The following is a 17,701-nucleotide window of genomic DNA, read 5'->3' as shown; positions in this document are numbered from 1 at the left end:
TTACTCTTCCATGGTTGCGTACATGAAGTACCAGTAACCATATGGAGAATGCCATGTTCCCTTTAACTTCGGATTCTGCAGATAGAAATCACTTGAATAAACAAGCGGAGAAACAGCTGCATCTTCCATGATCAGGTTCTCTGCAGCATGAAGCTTCTCATAGTGTTCTGCCTTATCAGCAGTAGAACGCGCTTCTTCAAGCAGCTTGTCAACTTCCGGATTGGAATACTTTCCATCGTTGTTTCCGCTTGTGCTTGCAAGTAAGTTCAGCATATTAGAAGGATCATCATAGTCGTATACCCAGCCTCCGCGGCAGATTTCAAAATCACCGGCACGGCGAGTTGGTGTGAAGGTAGACCACTCTACAATCTTAATGTCCATGGTTATGCCAAGGTCTTTCCAGGCACTCTGCAAATATTCGGCAACCGGTTTGTTATATCCTGCATCATTGGTCATATATTCAATGATCGGGAAGCCTTCTCCATTCGGATATCCTGCTTCAGCAAGGAGTTCCTTTGCTTTTGCCAGATCAGCCTCATAGTCGCTTACATTAAAGAAATCCCCGCCGTTATTCGCACGTGTTACTTCTTCAAAGGAGGAACCAGCTTCTACATCAGAGATGCCAGGGCCTACGAAGTTGGTCGCCGGGGCAACGGTACCGATCATCAGTGTATTAGCTACATACTCACGGTCAACAGCAAGGCTCAGGGCCATACGCACTTTTGCATTATCAAATGGCGCCTTCTGTGTGTTAAAGATCGTATAAGAGGTAGCAAGACGAGGATCCAGATGGTAATCCGGGCTATCCTGCAGACTTGGAATCTCCTCAGTCGGAATATCCTTAATCATCTGTACTTCGCCAGTCTGATAAGCACTGTAAGCCGCGTTGGAATCTTCCATCAGAACGAACTTTAAGGAATTTAAGGTAACTTTGTCAGCATTCCAGTAATTTTCATTTTTTGCAAAAGTCATATGAGATCCTGGCACCCACTCGATCATCTTTAACGGTCCGTTGGATACATAGGTCTCAGGAGCCAGAGCCCACTGATCACCATTAGCATCTACGACATCCTTTTTAACAGGAGCCATGCTTGCGTGGGTGATGATTTTGTCAAAGTAAACACAAGGGCTGGCTAATTCTACAACCAGAGTCTTTGCGTCAGGTGCGGACACTGCCAAAGCGTCGATGTCTCCAGCCGCAGCTTCTTCATAACCCTTTACCATAGACAGCATGTCTGCCGCATACGGAGCCGCCGTCATCGGATCGGCCAGACGCTTCCATGAATAAACAAAGTCTTCCGCTGTAAAATCGGAGCCATCGCTCCACTTTAATCCATCACGAAGATGGAATGTATAAGTAAGTCCGTCATCGCTCACATCAAAGGATTCCGCCTGTCCAGGAACAATATCATTGTTCTCATCAAAGGTAAGAAGCGTCTCAAATGCGTGCAGAATGATATTAGATGCATCAATTGCCGTGTTTAACGCCGGATCTACAGTCTCCGGATCAGGTCCAACCTGAACTGCAAGATCAAGTCCGCCGGTGGTTGTGGTTGTGGTCGATGTATTATTACCTGTTGTTTCCTTTGCCGCATTGCCGGATCCGCCGCACGCGGTCAGAACCATACCGGAAGCCAGAACAGCAGCTAATACAAGTGCCATTTTTTTCATGTTACTTTCCCTCCATATCTTTTCTCTTTGTCTGTCTGTGACAGACAGCGCAGATTATAGCATACCATACATTTAAGTTTCTTGCAATCCGTAAAATCCTTTCATTTTTTGGAAGATTCGTGGAAATATTAAAAAATAGAGCAATTAAAAAGCCGGGAAACTGAATTTCTCTGCTTCCCGGCTTTTTCCTACAATTAACGGTATGCCGTCTGTACTGCTTTTAAAAGTACCTTTGGATCCTTTACATATGGTGTAACAGGACAGATCGTCTTGTCCACGTCCATCAAAGTATATACAGCGATTCTGGCTGCACGCACGGAGTACTCTTCTGTAAATACCATGTCATCCGGAATCTCTACGAACTGACTGATCATGGCGAAGTTAGTAGAGCCCTCCGGTACCACGTTCGGACGGTCGGTCATCTTACGCGGCTGGAACTGGGCATCTACATAAGGCATCATACATGGAATAACATTGACCACATCGGCCATGATCTCATCGATATGGTCCTCCATATGCAGATGATGAAGAAGTTCTGTCAGCATTTCTTCCCCCGTACAGTCCTTCATCGGTTTCTTCACATAATCGCCCACATGATCCGTATACAGGCCATAACCCCAGAATATCGTCTCATCCATTGGCTGATTAATAAAGTGTGGCTGCGCTGCTATAACTATGCTCATCAGCCAATTAGAGTCTTTAAATGTCATCAGGGCGCCGCTTCCCGGTACGTTGCCGGTTAAATCCTCGATCATTTTTAACAGCTTATTACCACGGCTTGTCACAGTAAAGCTCTCCCAGTTTGTCTCATGTACGTCTCCAAAGAACGGTTCCGGATTTCCCAGTCCTGGCTTTTTCATCGTCACCTTGCTCCAGAGTTCACCCGAAATAGGCTTTAATTCCGGTTCCGGAGCAGGTGTATGGAGATCACCCAAAGTTGCACTGTCTGTCATACACGCATTAGTCATAATACAGATATCACCCGCTTGGATTTCAACAGTTTTCTCTTCTCCGTTATCATCCAGATGCAGTGTTTTTGCAGTAATTCCGTCTCCATCTGCAAAATCAATATCTGTCACCGTACAGTTTTCGATAAAATTAACACCCTTATCTCTCAAATATGTTTCCAGTGGCTTAATTACACTGTCATACTGGTTTAACGGGGTTCTCGTCACGCCTTCCAGCGTCTCAATTCTCGAAAACTCCAGAATCATCCGGCGCATATAACGGCGGAATTCAAACAGACTGCTCCATTTCTGGAAAGCAAAGGTCGTCTGCCACATATACCAGAAATTCGTAGTAAAGAAATGAGGCATGTCCGCAAACCACTGCTCGATTGTCATATCATCCAGTTTATCTTCCGGTGTGTTCATCAGTTTCAGCAAGGCCATTCGCTCTTCCTGAGTGAATCCCATGCTTCTCACATCAAGAATGTTTCCATCCTTATCCACCAGCCGGGCCTTTGCATGTGTAGGATGAGCGTGATCGAAATTCAATATCTCCTCAGTCACACTTCTGTCAGGATTATTGAGTGATGGGATTGAGCCAAATAACTCCCAGAAATTCTCATACGTCTCTTCGTTTAACATTCTGCCGCCGCGGCATACAAATCCGCCTTCCGGAGTACCGATTCCATCATTGCTGCCGCCGAGAATATGCATTCCCTCATAGATTGTGATCTGCTCTGCCGGGAACTTACAGTCACGGATTAAATACGCCGCGCCTGCCATGCTTCCGAGTCCGCCGCCAACAAAATAGGCGTTCTTTCCCTCATAGCTGCGGTTCTCCATAACCTGATCCGATACGTTATCTACTTTCTCTTCCTGTTTCTTTTTAGAATTATCATACGCTTTTTTTGCCGCTACACCGGCTGCCGCTGCTGCCGCGCCCCAGACAATCGCTTTTCCCAGTCCATTTTTTTTCTTCATATCCGTTTCCTTTCTTACCTCGTCAATCGGTTACTGTTCATAGCCTAATATTAGCATACTTCATCTGGCCTGTCACCATACATGAAATTTTTAATGTCAAAAAAAACGACACCGTCAATACGGTGTCGCAAAACCAGACATTTTTTCTATTTTGTCTATCGATAAATCGATTCTCATCTTCTACAATAGAGTCAGATTACCGCATTCAATTACAGAGTCATATTAGTCAGGGGGGATTGTCATGTATGCAAACATGCAGGAACATCTAAGAGAATCCGTGTTCAAAACGGCGCTCTTCCATTTTTTAAGAAACAGCAAAAAATCACCGGAACGGACGGCCCGCAACATCGAGGAACTTTTAAACAAGTTCAATACTTCCCCGTGTGAGTGCCGCATGAAATACGATGAACTGCTCCAGCTGATTAAGACTTCCTCAATGGAAGATTGCATTAGTTATATCATGGATAAGATTTCTTAAATAATACCCTGGCTTCGGATATAACCGATCCGCTCTGTATCCTTGGCCAGGCTCCTTAAGTGTTCCGCCACAACTTCCGGTTTTATTCTCATTCCACTCTGGGTCCAGGAAACGATGACTCCGCAAATACCATACGCATAAAACTCGGCATCGAACTCCCGTTCCATATCATTTAAATGATTATTCTCATCCAATCTGGCAATGGCCTCTGAAAACAGGGCTTTGGCCATCTCAAATAAATAACTCTCAAATGTGTGTTCCTGCTCTTTCAGTGTATTTACATAAAACCACTTTTCTTTTTCCATAATCTGAAGCATCTCCAGAATTTTCTGATCCCAGTTATCGAAGGTAATATCCTCTGTGATCTTAGAAAAGTTCTCGTTATAATAGATCCAGCTGAGCAGTTCATATTTATCCTGAAAATGATAATAAAACGTCTGACGGTTCAATCCGCATACTGCGGTAATATCCGCGATCGATATCTTATCAAACGGCTTTTCCCTGCAAACCTGTTTCAGCGCTGCGGCAATCGCTTTTTTTGTAATGAGTGAATCTGACATATTACCCCCTGTTACGTGTAAAATAGTTGCTTAAATCTGCAAACTGTTTCAGTGTCAGCGCCTCACCGCGTATCTGAGGAGTGACACCCAGACTCTCTATGGCATCTGCGATCTCATCTTTGGCAAAAGGCAGTTCCGGCGAATTATTCAGCCCATTCTGCAGCGTTTTACGCCTTTGATTAAAGGACGCACGTATGAGCTTAAACATCAGCCTCGGATCATCCACTTCTACCGGTGGTTCTTTATGCCTTGTCAGCCTGATTACTGCTGATCCAACCCCCGGTCTCGGAATAAAACAGTTGGGCGGCACATTTGCCACAATATAGGCGTCAGCATAGTACTGCACCGCCAGCGACAACGCTCCATAGTCCTTAGATCCCGGCCCTACCTGCATACGTTCCGCCACTTCTTTCTGAACCATGACGGTAATATTGTCGATGGGAACCCCTCCTTCGAAGAGCCCCATAATAATTGGTGTCGTAATATAATATGGAAGATTGGCAACCACCTTAATCGGCCGTCCACCATTATATTCCTCTGTCAGTTTATTTATGTCAACCTTTAAGATATCGTCGTTGATTATGGTGATGTTCTCATACTCCTTCAGTGTCTCCTGAAGAATTGGAATCAGATTCTTATCGATCTCCACCGCTACAACGCTTCTGGCATGTTCCGCCAGATACTGCGTCATAGTCCCGATTCCCGGTCCAATCTCCAGCACGCAGTCGTCCTCCGTCACACCCGCAGCCGCTATAATCTTCTCCAGCACATGGGTATCGATCAGGAAATTCTGGCCGAATTTTTTCTGAAATGCAAATTCATATTTCTGTATGATCTCTATCGTCTTTTGGGGGTTTCCCAGTGTCGCCATTCGCGCCCTCCATTAAAGCCTGTACATTGTTTTCGCGTTTCTGTTTGTGATTTCTATTACCTCGTCCACCGATATCTCTTTTAAGCGGGCCACTTCCTCCACCACATATGGGAGATTCAGCGATGAGTTGCGTTTACCACGGTTTGGAACAGGCGATAGGTAGGGGCAGTCTGTCTCTAAAACCATCTGCTCCATCGGCATATATTCCACTACTTCCTTCAGCTTCTTTGCGTTTTTGAAGGTTACGACTCCGCCGATTCCCAGATAGAAACCCATATTTAAGTATTCCCGCGCCATCTCCTTCGTATAGGAGAAGCAGTGAATCACTCCGCCGAGATTCTCTGCATGAAATGACTTCATAATATCCAGCGTATCTTTCGCAGCATCGCGGCTGTGAATTACCACTGGAAGCTTTACTTCCCGAGCCAGCTCCAGCTGACGAAGAAACCACTTTTTCTGAACCTCCCGCCCCGGCTCATCCCAGTAATAATCGAGACCAATCTCACCGACAGCCACGATTTTCGGCAGAGCGGAATTTTCTTTCAGCCAGGCAATACCATCCTCATTCAGTTCGTCGACCTCATTGGGATGGACGCCTATAGCGCCATAGACAAACGGATACTTCTTTGTCAGTTCAATCGTATTTTGTGAGCTAGCAAGGCTGGCCCCAATATTAGTAACCGCTTCCACTCCATATGCCTGCATGGAAGCAAGGAGTTCCTCCCGGTCCTCGTCAAACTGCTCATCGTCATAATGAGCATGTGTATCAAATATCATCATTTTCTTCCCTCATATCTCTAAACCCAGTTCCGCCCGCGCTGACACAACGAGCCTGTCACCTGACAACCAGGAGCTGAATCAGATATAATACCATTATATGGACCGGATAAAACCAATAAAAAAAATATTTTAAATTTATCCGTCCTCTCGTACCATTATACATGCTGATTGGAATAAATGCCAGCACTGCCGCTCCAAAAAAGCTGATGCTTTCCAGCCCCGCCATAAGTCCGCCCGCAAGCACCTGATACCGTTTATTTCTCCGGAATTCATATAGAATAACAATCATCAGTATACCGCTGATATCATAATCGCATCTCAGCAGATAAGCCGCCGCACATCCAGCCGCCATTACTAACATTTTCTTAACCGCGTCATACTCCCAGCGCCGGTATCCAACCAGGACCACCAGGCCAATAAAAAGTGTGATATAAACGTTCTGATATGCCGGATAAAACCAGGTACCAAAGAATGCCAGATCAAATGGAATCTCCGAGATCAGACTGAACAGAAGCAGACGGCTCCCGTATTTTTTCACATTATGTGTGTGGAGAAATCCTTCCACCAGCAGGAAGCAGAAAATCGGAAAGGCAGCTCTTCCAATGATGCGCAGCCCAATATCCAGGTAATAGAGGCGGCTAAGCAACTCATTTCCTTCCATCACTACCATGTTCATATTAAGATATGGTTCCACAATTCCCGCTCCGATATGATCAATAAGCATGGTAACAATCGCAACCATCTTAAGTGTATTTCCCGAAATTCCACCTGACTGTTCGCCGGCTCCATATTTTGCTGAAGTCTGCTCCATCCATACTCCTTTCATAGACTACTGGGGCCGGATTCCCGGAACCCAGCCCCAACTTTCTACTCTATTAACAGATTTCTGCTCCCGCAGGCATCGTTTTTTCCGGTACCATAAGGGATAAATTGCCTTCCGCGTCCTCTGCACACAAAAGCATGCCCTCAGACAGTACTCCCGCCAGCTTCGCAGGCTTTAAGTTTACGACTACCATAACCTTCTTGCCTACCATCTCTTCCGGAGTATAGTGCGCTTTAATTCCGCTCACAATCTGCTTTACCTGGCTTCCGATACGAACCTGGGAACAAAGAAGCTTCTTCGACTTTGCCACTGCCTCACAAGCGATTATTTCACCTACATGAAACTGCAGCTTCGCAAAGTCATCATAGGTAATCTCCGGCTTTGCCTCAATATCGATAACCTCATGAGCGTCCGCTCCCGTCTCTTCACCAGCGCCTTCCTGTGCGGTTCCAACAGCCGAGGCAGCCTGCATGGCCTCTACTTTCTCCATTACCTCTTTGATATCCATACGGGCAAAGAGGATTTCCGGTTTATCTGTCACATGATTTCCACATGGGTAAAATCCAAACTGATCCATCTGCTCCAGACTGCGTTTCTCAGTATGAAGCTGCTCCAGAATCTTTGCGGAAGTATCCGGCATAAAGGATTCCAGCAGAGATGCTCCAATAGTAATGGCCTCTGTCAGATTATAGAGCACGGTCTCTAAACGGCCCTTTTTCGCTTCATCTTTCGCCAGAACCCAGGGTGTCGTCTCATCAATATATTTATTGCTTCTCCTGAATATGTTAAAGATTTCCGTAATGGCATCCGCCACACGAAGCTTCTCCATCTTTTCGCGGGCCTTTTTCACTTCGTCCAGCACGACTGCTTTTAAATCGTCGTCTACCGCCTCCGTATCGCCTGCATTGTTGACCACGCCGCCAAAGTATTTATTAGACATGGAAATTGTACGGTTGACCAGATTTCCAAGGATATTAGCCAGATCAGAATTCATACGCTCTACCATCAGCTCCCAGGAGATCACGCCATCATTGTCAAATGGCATCTCATGAAGAACAAAATACCTTACGGCATCCACGCCGAAGAAATCTACCAGAGTGTCTGCATAGAGGACATTTCCTTTGGATTTACTCATCTTACCGTCGCCCTGAAGCAGCCACGGATGGCCAAATACCTGCTTCGGAAGCGGCAGGTCAAGAGCCATTAAGAAGATCGGCCAGTAAATAGTGTGGAAGCGAATGATATCCTTTCCAATCAGATGAAGGTCTGCTGGCCAGAATTTCGCAAACTGCGCACTGCTGTTTCCATCACAGTCATATCCAATTCCAGTTATATAGTTAGTCAGAGCGTCAAGCCATACATAGGTTACGTGCTTCGGGTCGAAGGTCACCGGAATTCCCCAGCTAAATGTCGTTCTGGATACACAAAGATCCTGAAGTCCTGGAAGGAGGAAATTGTTCATCATCTCATTCTTCCTGGATACTGGCTGAATAAACTCCGGATGCTCATTGATATGATTAATCAGGCGGTCTGCGTACTTACTCATACGGAAGAAATACGCATCTTCCTTCGCCGGCTTAACTTCACGGCCACAGTCCGGACATTTGCCGTCAACCAACTGGGATTCCGTAAAAAAAGATTCACACGGAGTACAGTAAAGTCCCTCATAATAGCCTTTATAAATATCCCCCTGATCATACAGCTTTTTGAAAATTTTCTGTACCTGGGCCTCATGATCCTTATCCGTTGTACGAATAAACTTATCATAGGAAGTGTTCATCAGATCCCAGATCGTCTTGATCTGCCCTGCGGCATGATCTACGAATTCCTGTGGTGTTATACCTGCTGCCTCGGCTTTTTCCTCTATCTTCTGACCATGCTCATCTGTTCCTGTCTGGAAAAATACATCATACCCTTCGGCTCTCTTAAACCGGGCAATCGCATCCGCAAGCACTGCCTCATACGTATTACCGATGTGTGGTTTTCCCGACGCATAGGCAATGGCAGTGGTAATATAATATGGTTCTTTCTTACAATCTTTACACATTGTTTTTCCCTCCTGTACATTTTATAACTAACTGCATTTCATTACTGAAAAGAATAAAGTATCCGGCAAGCGTTTTTATTTCATGGGACCTGTTTTTTTGTGAAATAAAAAACCGCCTGTAAATATCCTTTCAGGACACTTAAAGACGGAATATTTCCCGTGTTACCACTTTAATTTATCCGTCTCTCACGACACGGACCTCTTAGGCTGCGCTCCCGTCTAAAACGGGGATTACAGTCTGACACGATAACGGGTGTGACCGTCAAAGCTTAAAGGCGGTAACCGCCACTTCGGCTCTGCTGCTCCAAGACCATGTTGGGAAGGACCTCAAGCTCCCTTTTCAGCTCCCGGGAGTCTCTGCACATGAAGCGCTCTTCTTACTCTTCTTTTCTCTGCATTCCTATATAAACTGGATTTGTAACTCTTAGTGTAATAGTTTCCATCCGGTTTGTCAAGCGGGAAACTGGTTATAAATCCCGATAAAACTGAAAAACACGTTGTTTTTCGTCAAACTTTAACTCATGAGTTCTCTTTTTCTCCATATAATTATAATAGTGAATATTGGAGGAATAATTATGACAAACAAACATGTAAAACAGGCTCGCCGTCTGCTGGCCATTCTTCTCTCGGCCTCCATGCTGGCGGCCTGCGCGGGACCAAAGACACCAGCACCGTCTGAAACGTCTTCCGCCCAGTACGAACAGTACAAATCGGAAAATGTGAGCGTCCAGAATCAATTTGACGCCCTCACTCAGACTATTTTCAAAGAAGAACTTAAGAATTCTGGCCTTGATCTTCATTACACGCTGGCTGATCCAGCTTCACGCGGCATCACAGAAGTTCCTGATACTTTTGGAGAATTTTCTCTGGGCAACATGAAGAAAAACTACGGTGAAATGCAGGATTTGAAGAAAGCGCTTGGCTCCATCGATATAAAAAAGCTGACTAAGGAGCAGAAACTCACCTACAAGATTCTCTCCTCTTATCTTGAGACGGAACTATCTTCGGAAGGCCTGGAACTCTATGCACAGCCCTTAACCAGCACGATCGGCATTCAGGCACAGCTCCCTATCCTTTTGGCCGAATACACCTTTTACAGTAAAAAGGACGTAGATCACTACCTGGCCCTGCTGTCCACGATTGATACATATTATGGACAGATTCTGGAATTTGAGAAGGAAAAATCGGAGGCAGGACTTTTCATGTGTGACACCGCCGCCGACCATGTTCTTCAGTCCTGTGAGGCCTACTTAATTCAACCGGACCACAGTTTCCTGGCGGAGACCTTTAACGAACGGGTTGACGCTCTTACCGATGCATCACCGGAAGAAAAGGCTGCATATAAAGAGCAAAACCTTGCGGTATTAAAAGATCATTTTATCCCCGCCTATAAGAACCTCATTGACGGGATCACTTCGCTGATGGGAACAGGGACTAATGAAAAAGGATTGAGTGAATTTCCACAGGGAAAGGAATATTTTGAATATCTTGTAAAATCCAACACGGCAACCTCCTATGACAGCGTTGAAAAGCTTCAGAAGGCAATTGAGAAACAGTTAAATTCTGATCTAAAGGCATTGGGAGAAATCGTGCAGACTCATCCCGAGCTGGTCGATGCCCTGGATACCTATGCATTCCAGTATACAAAGCCAGATGAAATTCTGGAGGCCTTAAAAGGGCAGATTTCCAAAGATTTTCCCACGCTTCCCGAATGCAGCTATAAGGTCAAATACGTTCCAAAAGCGCTGGAGGGTTCCTTAAGTCCTGCATTTTACCTTGTGCCTCCGCTGGACCGTTACCAGGATAATGTCATTTACATTAACGGCGGCACCAGATTTCAGAATGAAGATTTATTTCCGACACTGGCTCATGAAGGCTATCCGGGCCATCTATATCAAAATGTTTACTTTATCAGCAATAACACCTGTGATCTTCGGAAGATTCTGTCCTTCTCCAGCTATTCGGAAGGCTGGGCCACATATGTAGAGTATTATTCCTACACGCTTGACAATGGACTCGATCCGAGCATGGGGCAGCTTCTGGCCCACAATGCCGCCATCTCTCTCGGCCTGTATGCACTGCTCGATATCTGCATTAATTACGATGGCTGGGATAAAGGACAGGTAAAAGAATATCTCAGTAAATTTTATAATATCGGTGACAGTGATGTCGCAGATACCATCTATTACAGCCTGGTGGAGAATCCTACCAACTATATGGAGTATTACGTGGGATACATGGAAATTATGGAAATGAGAAATACAGCGGAAAAGATTTTGAAAGATCAATTTGATTTAAAAGCATTCCACACCTTCCTCCTCGACATCGGTCCGGCCCAGTTCAGCATTATACAGCCATATTTTCGGTTGTGGCTGGCGGAACAGATGGATCAGTAGGATCAGAAAATGAGTTTAATGGGTATTTATTTGGCCACTTATCCAACCCTATTTATTGAACATTTGACCAACTGACCATTCCATCCATCATGCATTTTCTAATTTCTTATTATGATTTATGCAGTATATAATTTGTACTGAATAAAGGTGCCGCTTAATCACTAAGTAAATGTGATTAAGCGGCACCTTTATCTATCTGCCATATTACTATTTTATAATTTCACACATGACCAGTATCTTCGATATGATAATAATTATTGCAGGCCTCTTTACAGCTTTTTATAATCTCTGTTATATTCCAGGTAATCATTATCGCCATGCTCAATGTGTCCGCTGGAATAATTCTTTCCATCCACAAGAAGCTTCAGCTTGTCCAGTTCAAAATTTTCCGTAAATGTATTCCCAATGGCTGTCAGCATTAATAATTCTCCTGATGTCCCGCTGGATGGTATTTTTGAAAGATCAAGGGTACCGATGCCATCTTTTGTGTCAAAATTAAGGACCTCAGTCCCTTCTTCTAAAACACCATATTCAATCAGCTTATCAACCAGCGACTGCGCTGTCAGTTCATCTACTGCGTCCATCGCCTGATTTAATCCTGTCGCATCTTCGTTAGAACTGTATACAGATATGATCTCCATCGGTTCCACGTTCGGATCCGGTACTTTATCGCTGGCCCCGCCGGTCGATGCCTCAACCATAGGCTCTGTTGCTGATTCTGACTGTTTTACGGGAGTTGGTGTACATGCCGCCAAAGATAATACCAGCATAGCTCCTACAAAACACATGATGAATTTTTTCATGATTAATTATAGCCTCCTTCTAGTTCTCCTCAAGGCTCCGAAACCAGGTATTTAACTTGGTCAGAGCTTTAATAAAAGCTTCTACTTCATCTCCGCTCAGCTGACCGATAACGCCATCGATCATATCCTTATGGAATCTGGCATGATGCTCGTAAGCAGCCCTTCCTTTTTCTGAAAGAAATATATAGACAACGCGGCGGTCCTCTTTTCCTCTCTGACGAGTCACATAGCCTTTCTTAACCAGACTGTTCATCGCAATCGTCAGTGTCCCGACTGTCACAGAAAGCTCTTTTGCTATAGTTGACATATTCTTCGGTTCTTCGATCCCAATGGCTTCTATGACATGCATATCATTATTCGTCAAGTCCTTAAACTCAGATGTAATAATGGCCTGTTGTTCTATGTCCATAATATCGCGAAACAATCTTACCAATACTTCGTTCAGAGTCCCGTAAGTATCCACGTCTATCCCTTTCATACGTTCCTGCCAATAAAAGCTTCCTCATGATTATACATGATAATGAAACCTAAGGCAACCACCTGAATTCTTATGAAATTCTTAAAAAACTGTTTAATTACTGGATTTTATGCCAAAAATCGGCTCAAAATAATGCTGGCCGCTACTCCTGCCGCTGTAGCCACCAAAGCACCTCCCATAGTATACCTTGTTTTTTTGATTTTTACGGTGCCAAAATAGATACTGAGGCAGTAAAACACAGTTTCTGTACAGCTCATTAAAATTGAAGTCAGCATGCCAACATAGGAGTCTGTGCCGTATTCCTTAAAAATATCAAGCACAAGTCCTGTCGCTGCGGAGTTTGATACCAATCGCACCAAAATCACAGGTACCACTGGTGCCGGAAGGCAAAGCCAGCTTGCAGGATTCTTCAAAAGTTCCCCCAGAAAATCCAAAAAGCCCGAAGCGCGCAGTACTCCCACCGCAGTCATCAATCCGATCAGCGTTGGCATAATCCCTGCAACTGTTTTCATCCCATCTTTTGCACCATTGATAAAATCATCAAAAACCGGACGTTTCGAAAGAATTCCAAATCCAACAATATAAAAAAGAATCAGCGGAACCATTGCCTCCGATAAAAATAAAATAAAGCTCATTGAAACTCCTCAATTCTGTCTATTACTACATTCTATTCAAAAATCCCCTTTTCATTCAGGGCAATCCAGTATAAAATAGAGTCAATGGCAGTTGTACCAAAAGTAACGCGCTCAATCGCCAGAATGGGCTTTTACCCCATGCGAAAGTCCCAATAAATATATGAAAAATTTGATAAAAAGAAAGGATTCTCCAATATGAGCATATTATTTTTACAGTATCCCCCATGCAGCACCTGCAAACGCGCCCGAAAATGGCTGGATGACAATGGAATCTCCTATGAAGCCCGCCATATCAAAGAGCAGAACCCCACCGCGGCAGAACTGGAAACCTGGTACAAGAAAAGCGGGCTCCCTCTGAAAAAGTTTTTTAACACAAGTGGAAATCTTTACAAAGAACAGAATTTAAAAGATCGTATACCAGAAATGACTGAGGCTGAGCAGTTGGAATTGTTGGCTACAGATGGCATGCTTGTAAAACGGCCGATTGTTGTGGGGGAAGAATTTGTTTTGGTTGGGTTTAAGGACGTGGAGTGGGAAGATAAGCTAAAATAATATCTATCACATAAAAAGTATAGTATAATAAAAAGGGATTATTCAGAAGTTGGCTCAACTTCTGAATAATCCCTTTTTATTATACAAAACCCTAACAAGCTGTTTATGTAATATAATATCAACCTTTAACATTTGAGAAATTATGTACTATACATAACAAATGAATTTATTGCGTTAACAAAACACCATCTGTTTGTGTTGTTAACATTTCACGTTCTCCGCCTGCAACTACTAAATGCATACCACGTAAACGGTAATAGCAGTCCACCGGCTGTCCAATGATTTTAAAAGATAAAGACTTCATTGCCAAATCCTCATCTGGATAATCTTCTTTAGTAAATGTAAAAGTATAATGTTCAACATTTGCCCATCTCTTCTCGCTTGCAATCCATCGATCAAGAAAAAGCCCAAATGTTGTCTCATCTACATCTATATGAGCTAATGTTTGCATAAATACTCCAATGGCACCTTCTCCCTCATTTGATATTCTTAATGTACCAGTAGATATTACAGACCCTCTTGGTTGAGGTTTTACAACTGTCTGCTCATTTACACCATTCAATAACAACACGCTCTGATCTACTCCGAAAGCAAAAGTTGGTATAGAACATAATACACACAACAACACTCCTATACATATACTCCTAACAATTTTTTTCATACCTTCTCCTAACTAAAAATTTAAATATTTTAATATTTCAGTAAACTCATTTTCATCAAGTATTCCAGATAAATAGTAATAGGCACCATCATAATTTATAGTTGCACTATATTCAATTTCTTTTTTAGATAAAATATTCTTTTCTATCTTTATGTTTTCTTTTAACCAGGTATTATATACTTCCTTATGTGTCTCTCTGTCCGAAGCTATACTATTAGATGCTGTTACAGGATATTTCGCCTGTGTAAAATAGAACTTTTTTCCATTATACTTAAACTCTAAGGTTGCATTGCCTTCATTTAATTCTATTTTTACAAATTCCATTTCAAAAGGAATATACACCATTCTTAAAGGGGTGATTCCTAACAATTCCTTTATTTCATTGTAAGCCTCATCAATTCCATCCCCCTCCATCAAGATATATTGATCATTATTCCATACAATATGACTCTTTGCTCCTTCCCTCTCCCTCATCCTATAGTTATAAGCCTTCTTCGCCGATGTCCCCACAGAAGTCCCACCAATTATCAAAACCACTAACAGCGCAACAAACGCAGGCCTATGCATATATCTTCCTGCGTTGGTCAGACTGTTTTTTAGTTTTACCTGCCTTTTAACAGCAGGTTTGATTCCTCTTTTATCCATCTCAGCCAATATTTTCTGAAATTCACCAGGCGGTGCTTCAAGTAGATCAGAATCTGGTGCTATTTCCGGGTGCTCCTGCATAAAATCAAGCAACCGTGCATCCATTCTTACTTGTCGTGTTAAAAAATATTTTATTCGCTTGAAAACAGAACATTTTTTTCCATGATTCCTATCTTGGTCCACGCACACACCTCATAATTACAGGTTATCCTGAAGTTCCCACACGCTTTGGGGTTGACATTTTGTTGCTAACGTTTACTATAATAGTATATCGATATTGGGAGGCAACGTCTTATGAAAAAAATCATTTTAACCGGCGGCGGAACAGCCGGACATGTTACCCCGAACCTTGCTCTGATTCCATCTCTGAAAGAACATGGCTATGAGATCCGTTACATTGGATCCTATCAGGGAATCGAACGGAAACTCATCGAAGGAGCGGGTATTCCCTATGATGGTATCTCCTCCGGTAAACTCCGCAGATATTTTGACATCAAAAATTTCTCCGACCCATTCCGCGTTGTGAAAGGCTATGGCGAGGCCCTGAAGCTGATAAAACTCCACCGGCCCGATGTCGTCTTCTCCAAAGGCGGTTTTGTTGCCGTTCCCGTTGTTCTTGCGGCAAAGCATTATAAAATTCCGGTTATCATCCATGAATCCGATATGACCCCCGGACTGGCTAATAAAATCTGTATTCCATCAGCGGCAAAGATCTGCTGTAATTTCCCGGAGACTCTGGGATACCTTCCAAAAGAAAAGGCATGCCTTACCGGTTCTCCGATACGTAAAGAACTGTTACGGGGCGATCGGCTTACCGGACTAAAATACACCGGTTTGTCTGCCAACCGCCCTATCATTCTTATTATCGGCGGTAGTCTCGGTTCTGTTACCGTTAACCGCTCTGTACGCCATATACTTCCAAAACTGCTTGAGACCTTCCAGGTAATACATATCTGCGGCAAGGGCAATCTGGATGAAAGCCAGAAAACCACCAAAGGATATGTACAGTACGAGTACGTTGACGCACCATTGAAACATTTATTCGCTGCAGCGGATCTAATGATATCAAGAGCAGGTGCCAATTCTATCTGTGAAATTCTGGCACTCCATAAGCCTAATATCCTGATTCCACTTTCTGCTGCTGCCAGCCGCGGTGACCAGATCCTAAATGCACGGTCATTCGAAAAACAGGGCTTCAGCTGCGTCCTGGAAGAAGAGAATCTTTCTGACGATTCCCTGTTCCAGGCCATTACCCAAACATATAATGACCGTCAAACCTATATCAGCCGCATGGAACAAAGTGAATTGCATAATGCCGTCGATACAATCGTGGATATGATCGAATCTCTGGCTTCAAACTAAACATTATTAAATTTTTAAATATCGTATTTTGGTCCGAGAATCTTTTTCAGACACATTCTTGTCCTGTAAATCCGGGAGCGGCATACCGTTCCCGGTATCTCCAGCATCTCACAAATCTCTGGTATAGTTCTCTGTTCAAGGAAATACAGAACGGCCATCTCTTTCCATTCCTGTCTCATATTGGCGATTTCCGTGGTAATTCTCTGTATTGCTTCCTCACTGATAATAATATCAATGGGATCCGTTACCACGTACGTGGTCAGCATCTCAATACATCTTACCGAATTCTCCTCATCAAGACTGACCTTTTCATAGCGTCCATTCTTTCTGAGGCAGTCAATCGCTTTTCCTTTCAGGATTTTCACCAACATCGCTTTCTTGCGTGTTGGCGACCATGTTAAGGAATACTTCCTAAAATAAGCTATGAAAGTTTCCTGAACTACATCTTCAAGTTCCATATTGGGAACATTCAGCGCTCTCGCAATCCGGCGGAGCGTTCCCTGATACTCTTCGTAAATCGACTGTAACAGCATATCTTCATCTTGTTGCATGCTCATCTCCTATGCCCCCTTTGATTACAGGGTGCTCCTTATGGCAGCTCCTGTTTCTGTTAATTCTTCCGGGCTCACCTCTCCCGGTACCCACGAAACCATAACAGGCCCTTTCTCATAACGAGGAATAATGTGCACATGAAAATGAAATACAGTCTGTCCTGCTTCCACCCCGTTATTCTGGACTACGTTAAACCCGGCGCAATTCAAAGATTTTTTCATCGCCGTTCCTATCTTTGCTGCCAGTGGAAGGACCTTGGCCGCAACATCCTCATCTAACTCGCAGATGTCGCTGTAATGCTGCTTTGGTAGAATTAATGCATGTCCCTTCGATGCCGGGCCCAAATCCAGAATTACACGAAACGTCTCGTCTTCGTAAATGGTTTCTGACGGTATCTCGCCATTAGCAATTTTGCAGAAAATACAATTGTCATCCCTCACACTCTCACCTCCTTCCATT

General features: G+C 43.8%; 18 protein-coding genes and 1 other annotated feature. Of the genes, 4 read left to right on the top strand and 14 right to left on the bottom strand.

Annotated elements, in window-relative coordinates; all coding sequences use genetic code 11:
- Positions 1–1,671 (bottom strand): peptide ABC transporter substrate-binding protein, encoded by a 1,671-nt coding sequence (locus M1L66_RS01930; RefSeq protein WP_002605662.1) that lies wholly within the window; start codon positions 1,669–1,671, stop codon positions 1–3.
- A 194-nt stretch (positions 1,672–1,865) separates the two neighbouring features.
- The gene (locus M1L66_RS01925) at positions 1,866–3,599 is read right to left on the bottom strand and encodes an oleate hydratase (protein WP_055659886.1); all 1,734 of its coding nucleotides are present in this window, start codon (positions 3,597–3,599) and stop codon (positions 1,866–1,868) included.
- A 241-nt stretch (positions 3,600–3,840) separates the two neighbouring features.
- Here M1L66_RS01925 and M1L66_RS01920 point away from each other — a divergent pair, with 241 nt between their 5' ends.
- On the top strand, positions 3,841–4,077 hold the full coding sequence (locus tag M1L66_RS01920; protein ID WP_187023407.1) for a hypothetical protein: 237 nt from the start codon (positions 3,841–3,843) through the stop codon (positions 4,075–4,077).
- On the opposite strand, the gene dhaS is transcribed toward M1L66_RS01920, so the two are convergent.
- The 5 genes from dhaS to metG all read right to left on the bottom strand — a co-directional run bounded on the left by dhaS (position 4,074) and on the right by metG (position 9,158).
- On the bottom strand, positions 4,074–4,637 hold the full coding sequence (gene dhaS, locus M1L66_RS01915; protein WP_187023406.1) for a dihydroxyacetone kinase transcriptional activator DhaS: 564 nt from the start codon (positions 4,635–4,637) through the stop codon (positions 4,074–4,076). The two genes, M1L66_RS01920 and dhaS, sit on opposite strands and share 4 nt — an antisense overlap.
- Position 4,638: 1 nt before the next feature.
- Entirely contained in the window at positions 4,639–5,508 is an 870-nt protein-coding gene (rsmA, locus tag M1L66_RS01910; protein ID WP_187023405.1) for a 16S rRNA (adenine(1518)-N(6)/adenine(1519)-N(6))-dimethyltransferase RsmA, read from the bottom strand.
- Positions 5,509–5,520: 12 nt separating this feature from the next.
- Positions 5,521–6,285 (bottom strand): TatD family hydrolase, encoded by a 765-nt coding sequence (locus M1L66_RS01905; protein WP_187023444.1) that lies wholly within the window; start codon positions 6,283–6,285, stop codon positions 5,521–5,523.
- Positions 6,286–6,343: 58 nt separating this feature from the next.
- Positions 6,344–7,099 carry a TraX family protein gene (locus tag M1L66_RS01900; protein ID WP_434690484.1) on the bottom strand — a complete coding sequence of 252 codons (756 nt, stop codon included), beginning with the start codon at positions 7,097–7,099 and terminating at the stop codon, positions 6,344–6,346.
- 64 nt (positions 7,100–7,163) lie between these two features.
- A complete protein-coding gene (metG, locus tag M1L66_RS01895; RefSeq protein ID WP_434690481.1) occupies positions 7,164–9,158 on the bottom strand; it encodes a methionine--tRNA ligase in 1,995 nt (664 codons plus the stop codon).
- A gap of 138 nt (positions 9,159–9,296) precedes the next feature.
- Positions 9,297–9,560 (bottom strand) — a binding site (T-box leader).
- Positions 9,561–9,733: 173 nt separating this feature from the next.
- Here metG and M1L66_RS01890 point away from each other — a divergent pair.
- The gene (locus M1L66_RS01890; protein WP_187023402.1) at positions 9,734–11,554 is read left to right on the top strand and encodes a DUF885 domain-containing protein; all 1,821 of its coding nucleotides are present in this window, start codon (positions 9,734–9,736) and stop codon (positions 11,552–11,554) included.
- A 269-nt stretch (positions 11,555–11,823) separates the two neighbouring features.
- On the opposite strand, the gene M1L66_RS01885 is transcribed toward M1L66_RS01890, so the two are convergent.
- The 3 genes from M1L66_RS01885 to M1L66_RS01875 all read right to left on the bottom strand — a co-directional run bounded on the left by M1L66_RS01885 (position 11,824) and on the right by M1L66_RS01875 (position 13,470).
- Entirely contained in the window at positions 11,824–12,357 is a 534-nt protein-coding gene (locus tag M1L66_RS01885; protein WP_187023401.1) for a GerMN domain-containing protein, read from the bottom strand.
- A 19-nt stretch (positions 12,358–12,376) separates the two neighbouring features.
- Complete coding sequence (locus tag M1L66_RS01880; RefSeq protein WP_187023400.1) at positions 12,377–12,835, bottom strand: MarR family winged helix-turn-helix transcriptional regulator; 459 nt, start codon at positions 12,833–12,835, stop codon at positions 12,377–12,379.
- Between the two features lie 107 nt (positions 12,836–12,942).
- Positions 12,943–13,470 (bottom strand): spore maturation protein, encoded by a 528-nt coding sequence (locus M1L66_RS01875; RefSeq protein ID WP_055659872.1) that lies wholly within the window; start codon positions 13,468–13,470, stop codon positions 12,943–12,945.
- A gap of 195 nt (positions 13,471–13,665) precedes the next feature.
- Between M1L66_RS01875 and M1L66_RS01870 the strand changes: the two genes are divergently transcribed.
- Entirely contained in the window at positions 13,666–14,022 is a 357-nt protein-coding gene (locus tag M1L66_RS01870; RefSeq protein ID WP_434690476.1) for an arsenate reductase family protein, read from the top strand.
- Between the two features lie 166 nt (positions 14,023–14,188).
- Here the strand turns inward: M1L66_RS01870 and M1L66_RS01865 are convergent, their stop codons facing one another.
- Entirely contained in the window at positions 14,189–14,683 is a 495-nt protein-coding gene (locus M1L66_RS01865) for a hypothetical protein (RefSeq protein WP_002605675.1), read from the bottom strand.
- Positions 14,684–14,695: 12 nt separating this feature from the next.
- Complete coding sequence (locus tag M1L66_RS01860) at positions 14,696–15,511, bottom strand: DUF4367 domain-containing protein (protein ID WP_434690474.1); 816 nt, start codon at positions 15,509–15,511, stop codon at positions 14,696–14,698.
- Positions 15,512–15,622: 111 nt separating this feature from the next.
- Here M1L66_RS01860 and M1L66_RS01855 point away from each other — a divergent pair, with 111 nt between their 5' ends.
- Entirely contained in the window at positions 15,623–16,690 is a 1,068-nt protein-coding gene (locus tag M1L66_RS01855; protein ID WP_434690472.1) for an undecaprenyldiphospho-muramoylpentapeptide beta-N-acetylglucosaminyltransferase, read from the top strand.
- Between the two features lie 14 nt (positions 16,691–16,704).
- Here the strand turns inward: M1L66_RS01855 and M1L66_RS01850 are convergent, their stop codons facing one another.
- Complete coding sequence (locus tag M1L66_RS01850; RefSeq protein WP_025532466.1) at positions 16,705–17,247, bottom strand: RNA polymerase sigma factor; 543 nt, start codon at positions 17,245–17,247, stop codon at positions 16,705–16,707.
- Positions 17,248–17,265: 18 nt separating this feature from the next.
- Positions 17,266–17,682, bottom strand: a complete 417-nt coding sequence (locus M1L66_RS01845) for an HIT family protein (protein WP_110323707.1) — start codon at positions 17,680–17,682, stop codon at positions 17,266–17,268.
- Positions 17,683–17,701: the final 19 nt, after the last annotated feature.

Source organism: Hungatella sp. SB206 (assembly GCF_051132295.1).
Classification (GTDB): domain Bacteria; phylum Bacillota; class Clostridia; order Lachnospirales; family Lachnospiraceae; genus Hungatella; species Hungatella effluvii.
Note: the sequence above shows the minus strand (reverse complement) of the source record. Positions and strands in the feature narration are given on the sequence as shown.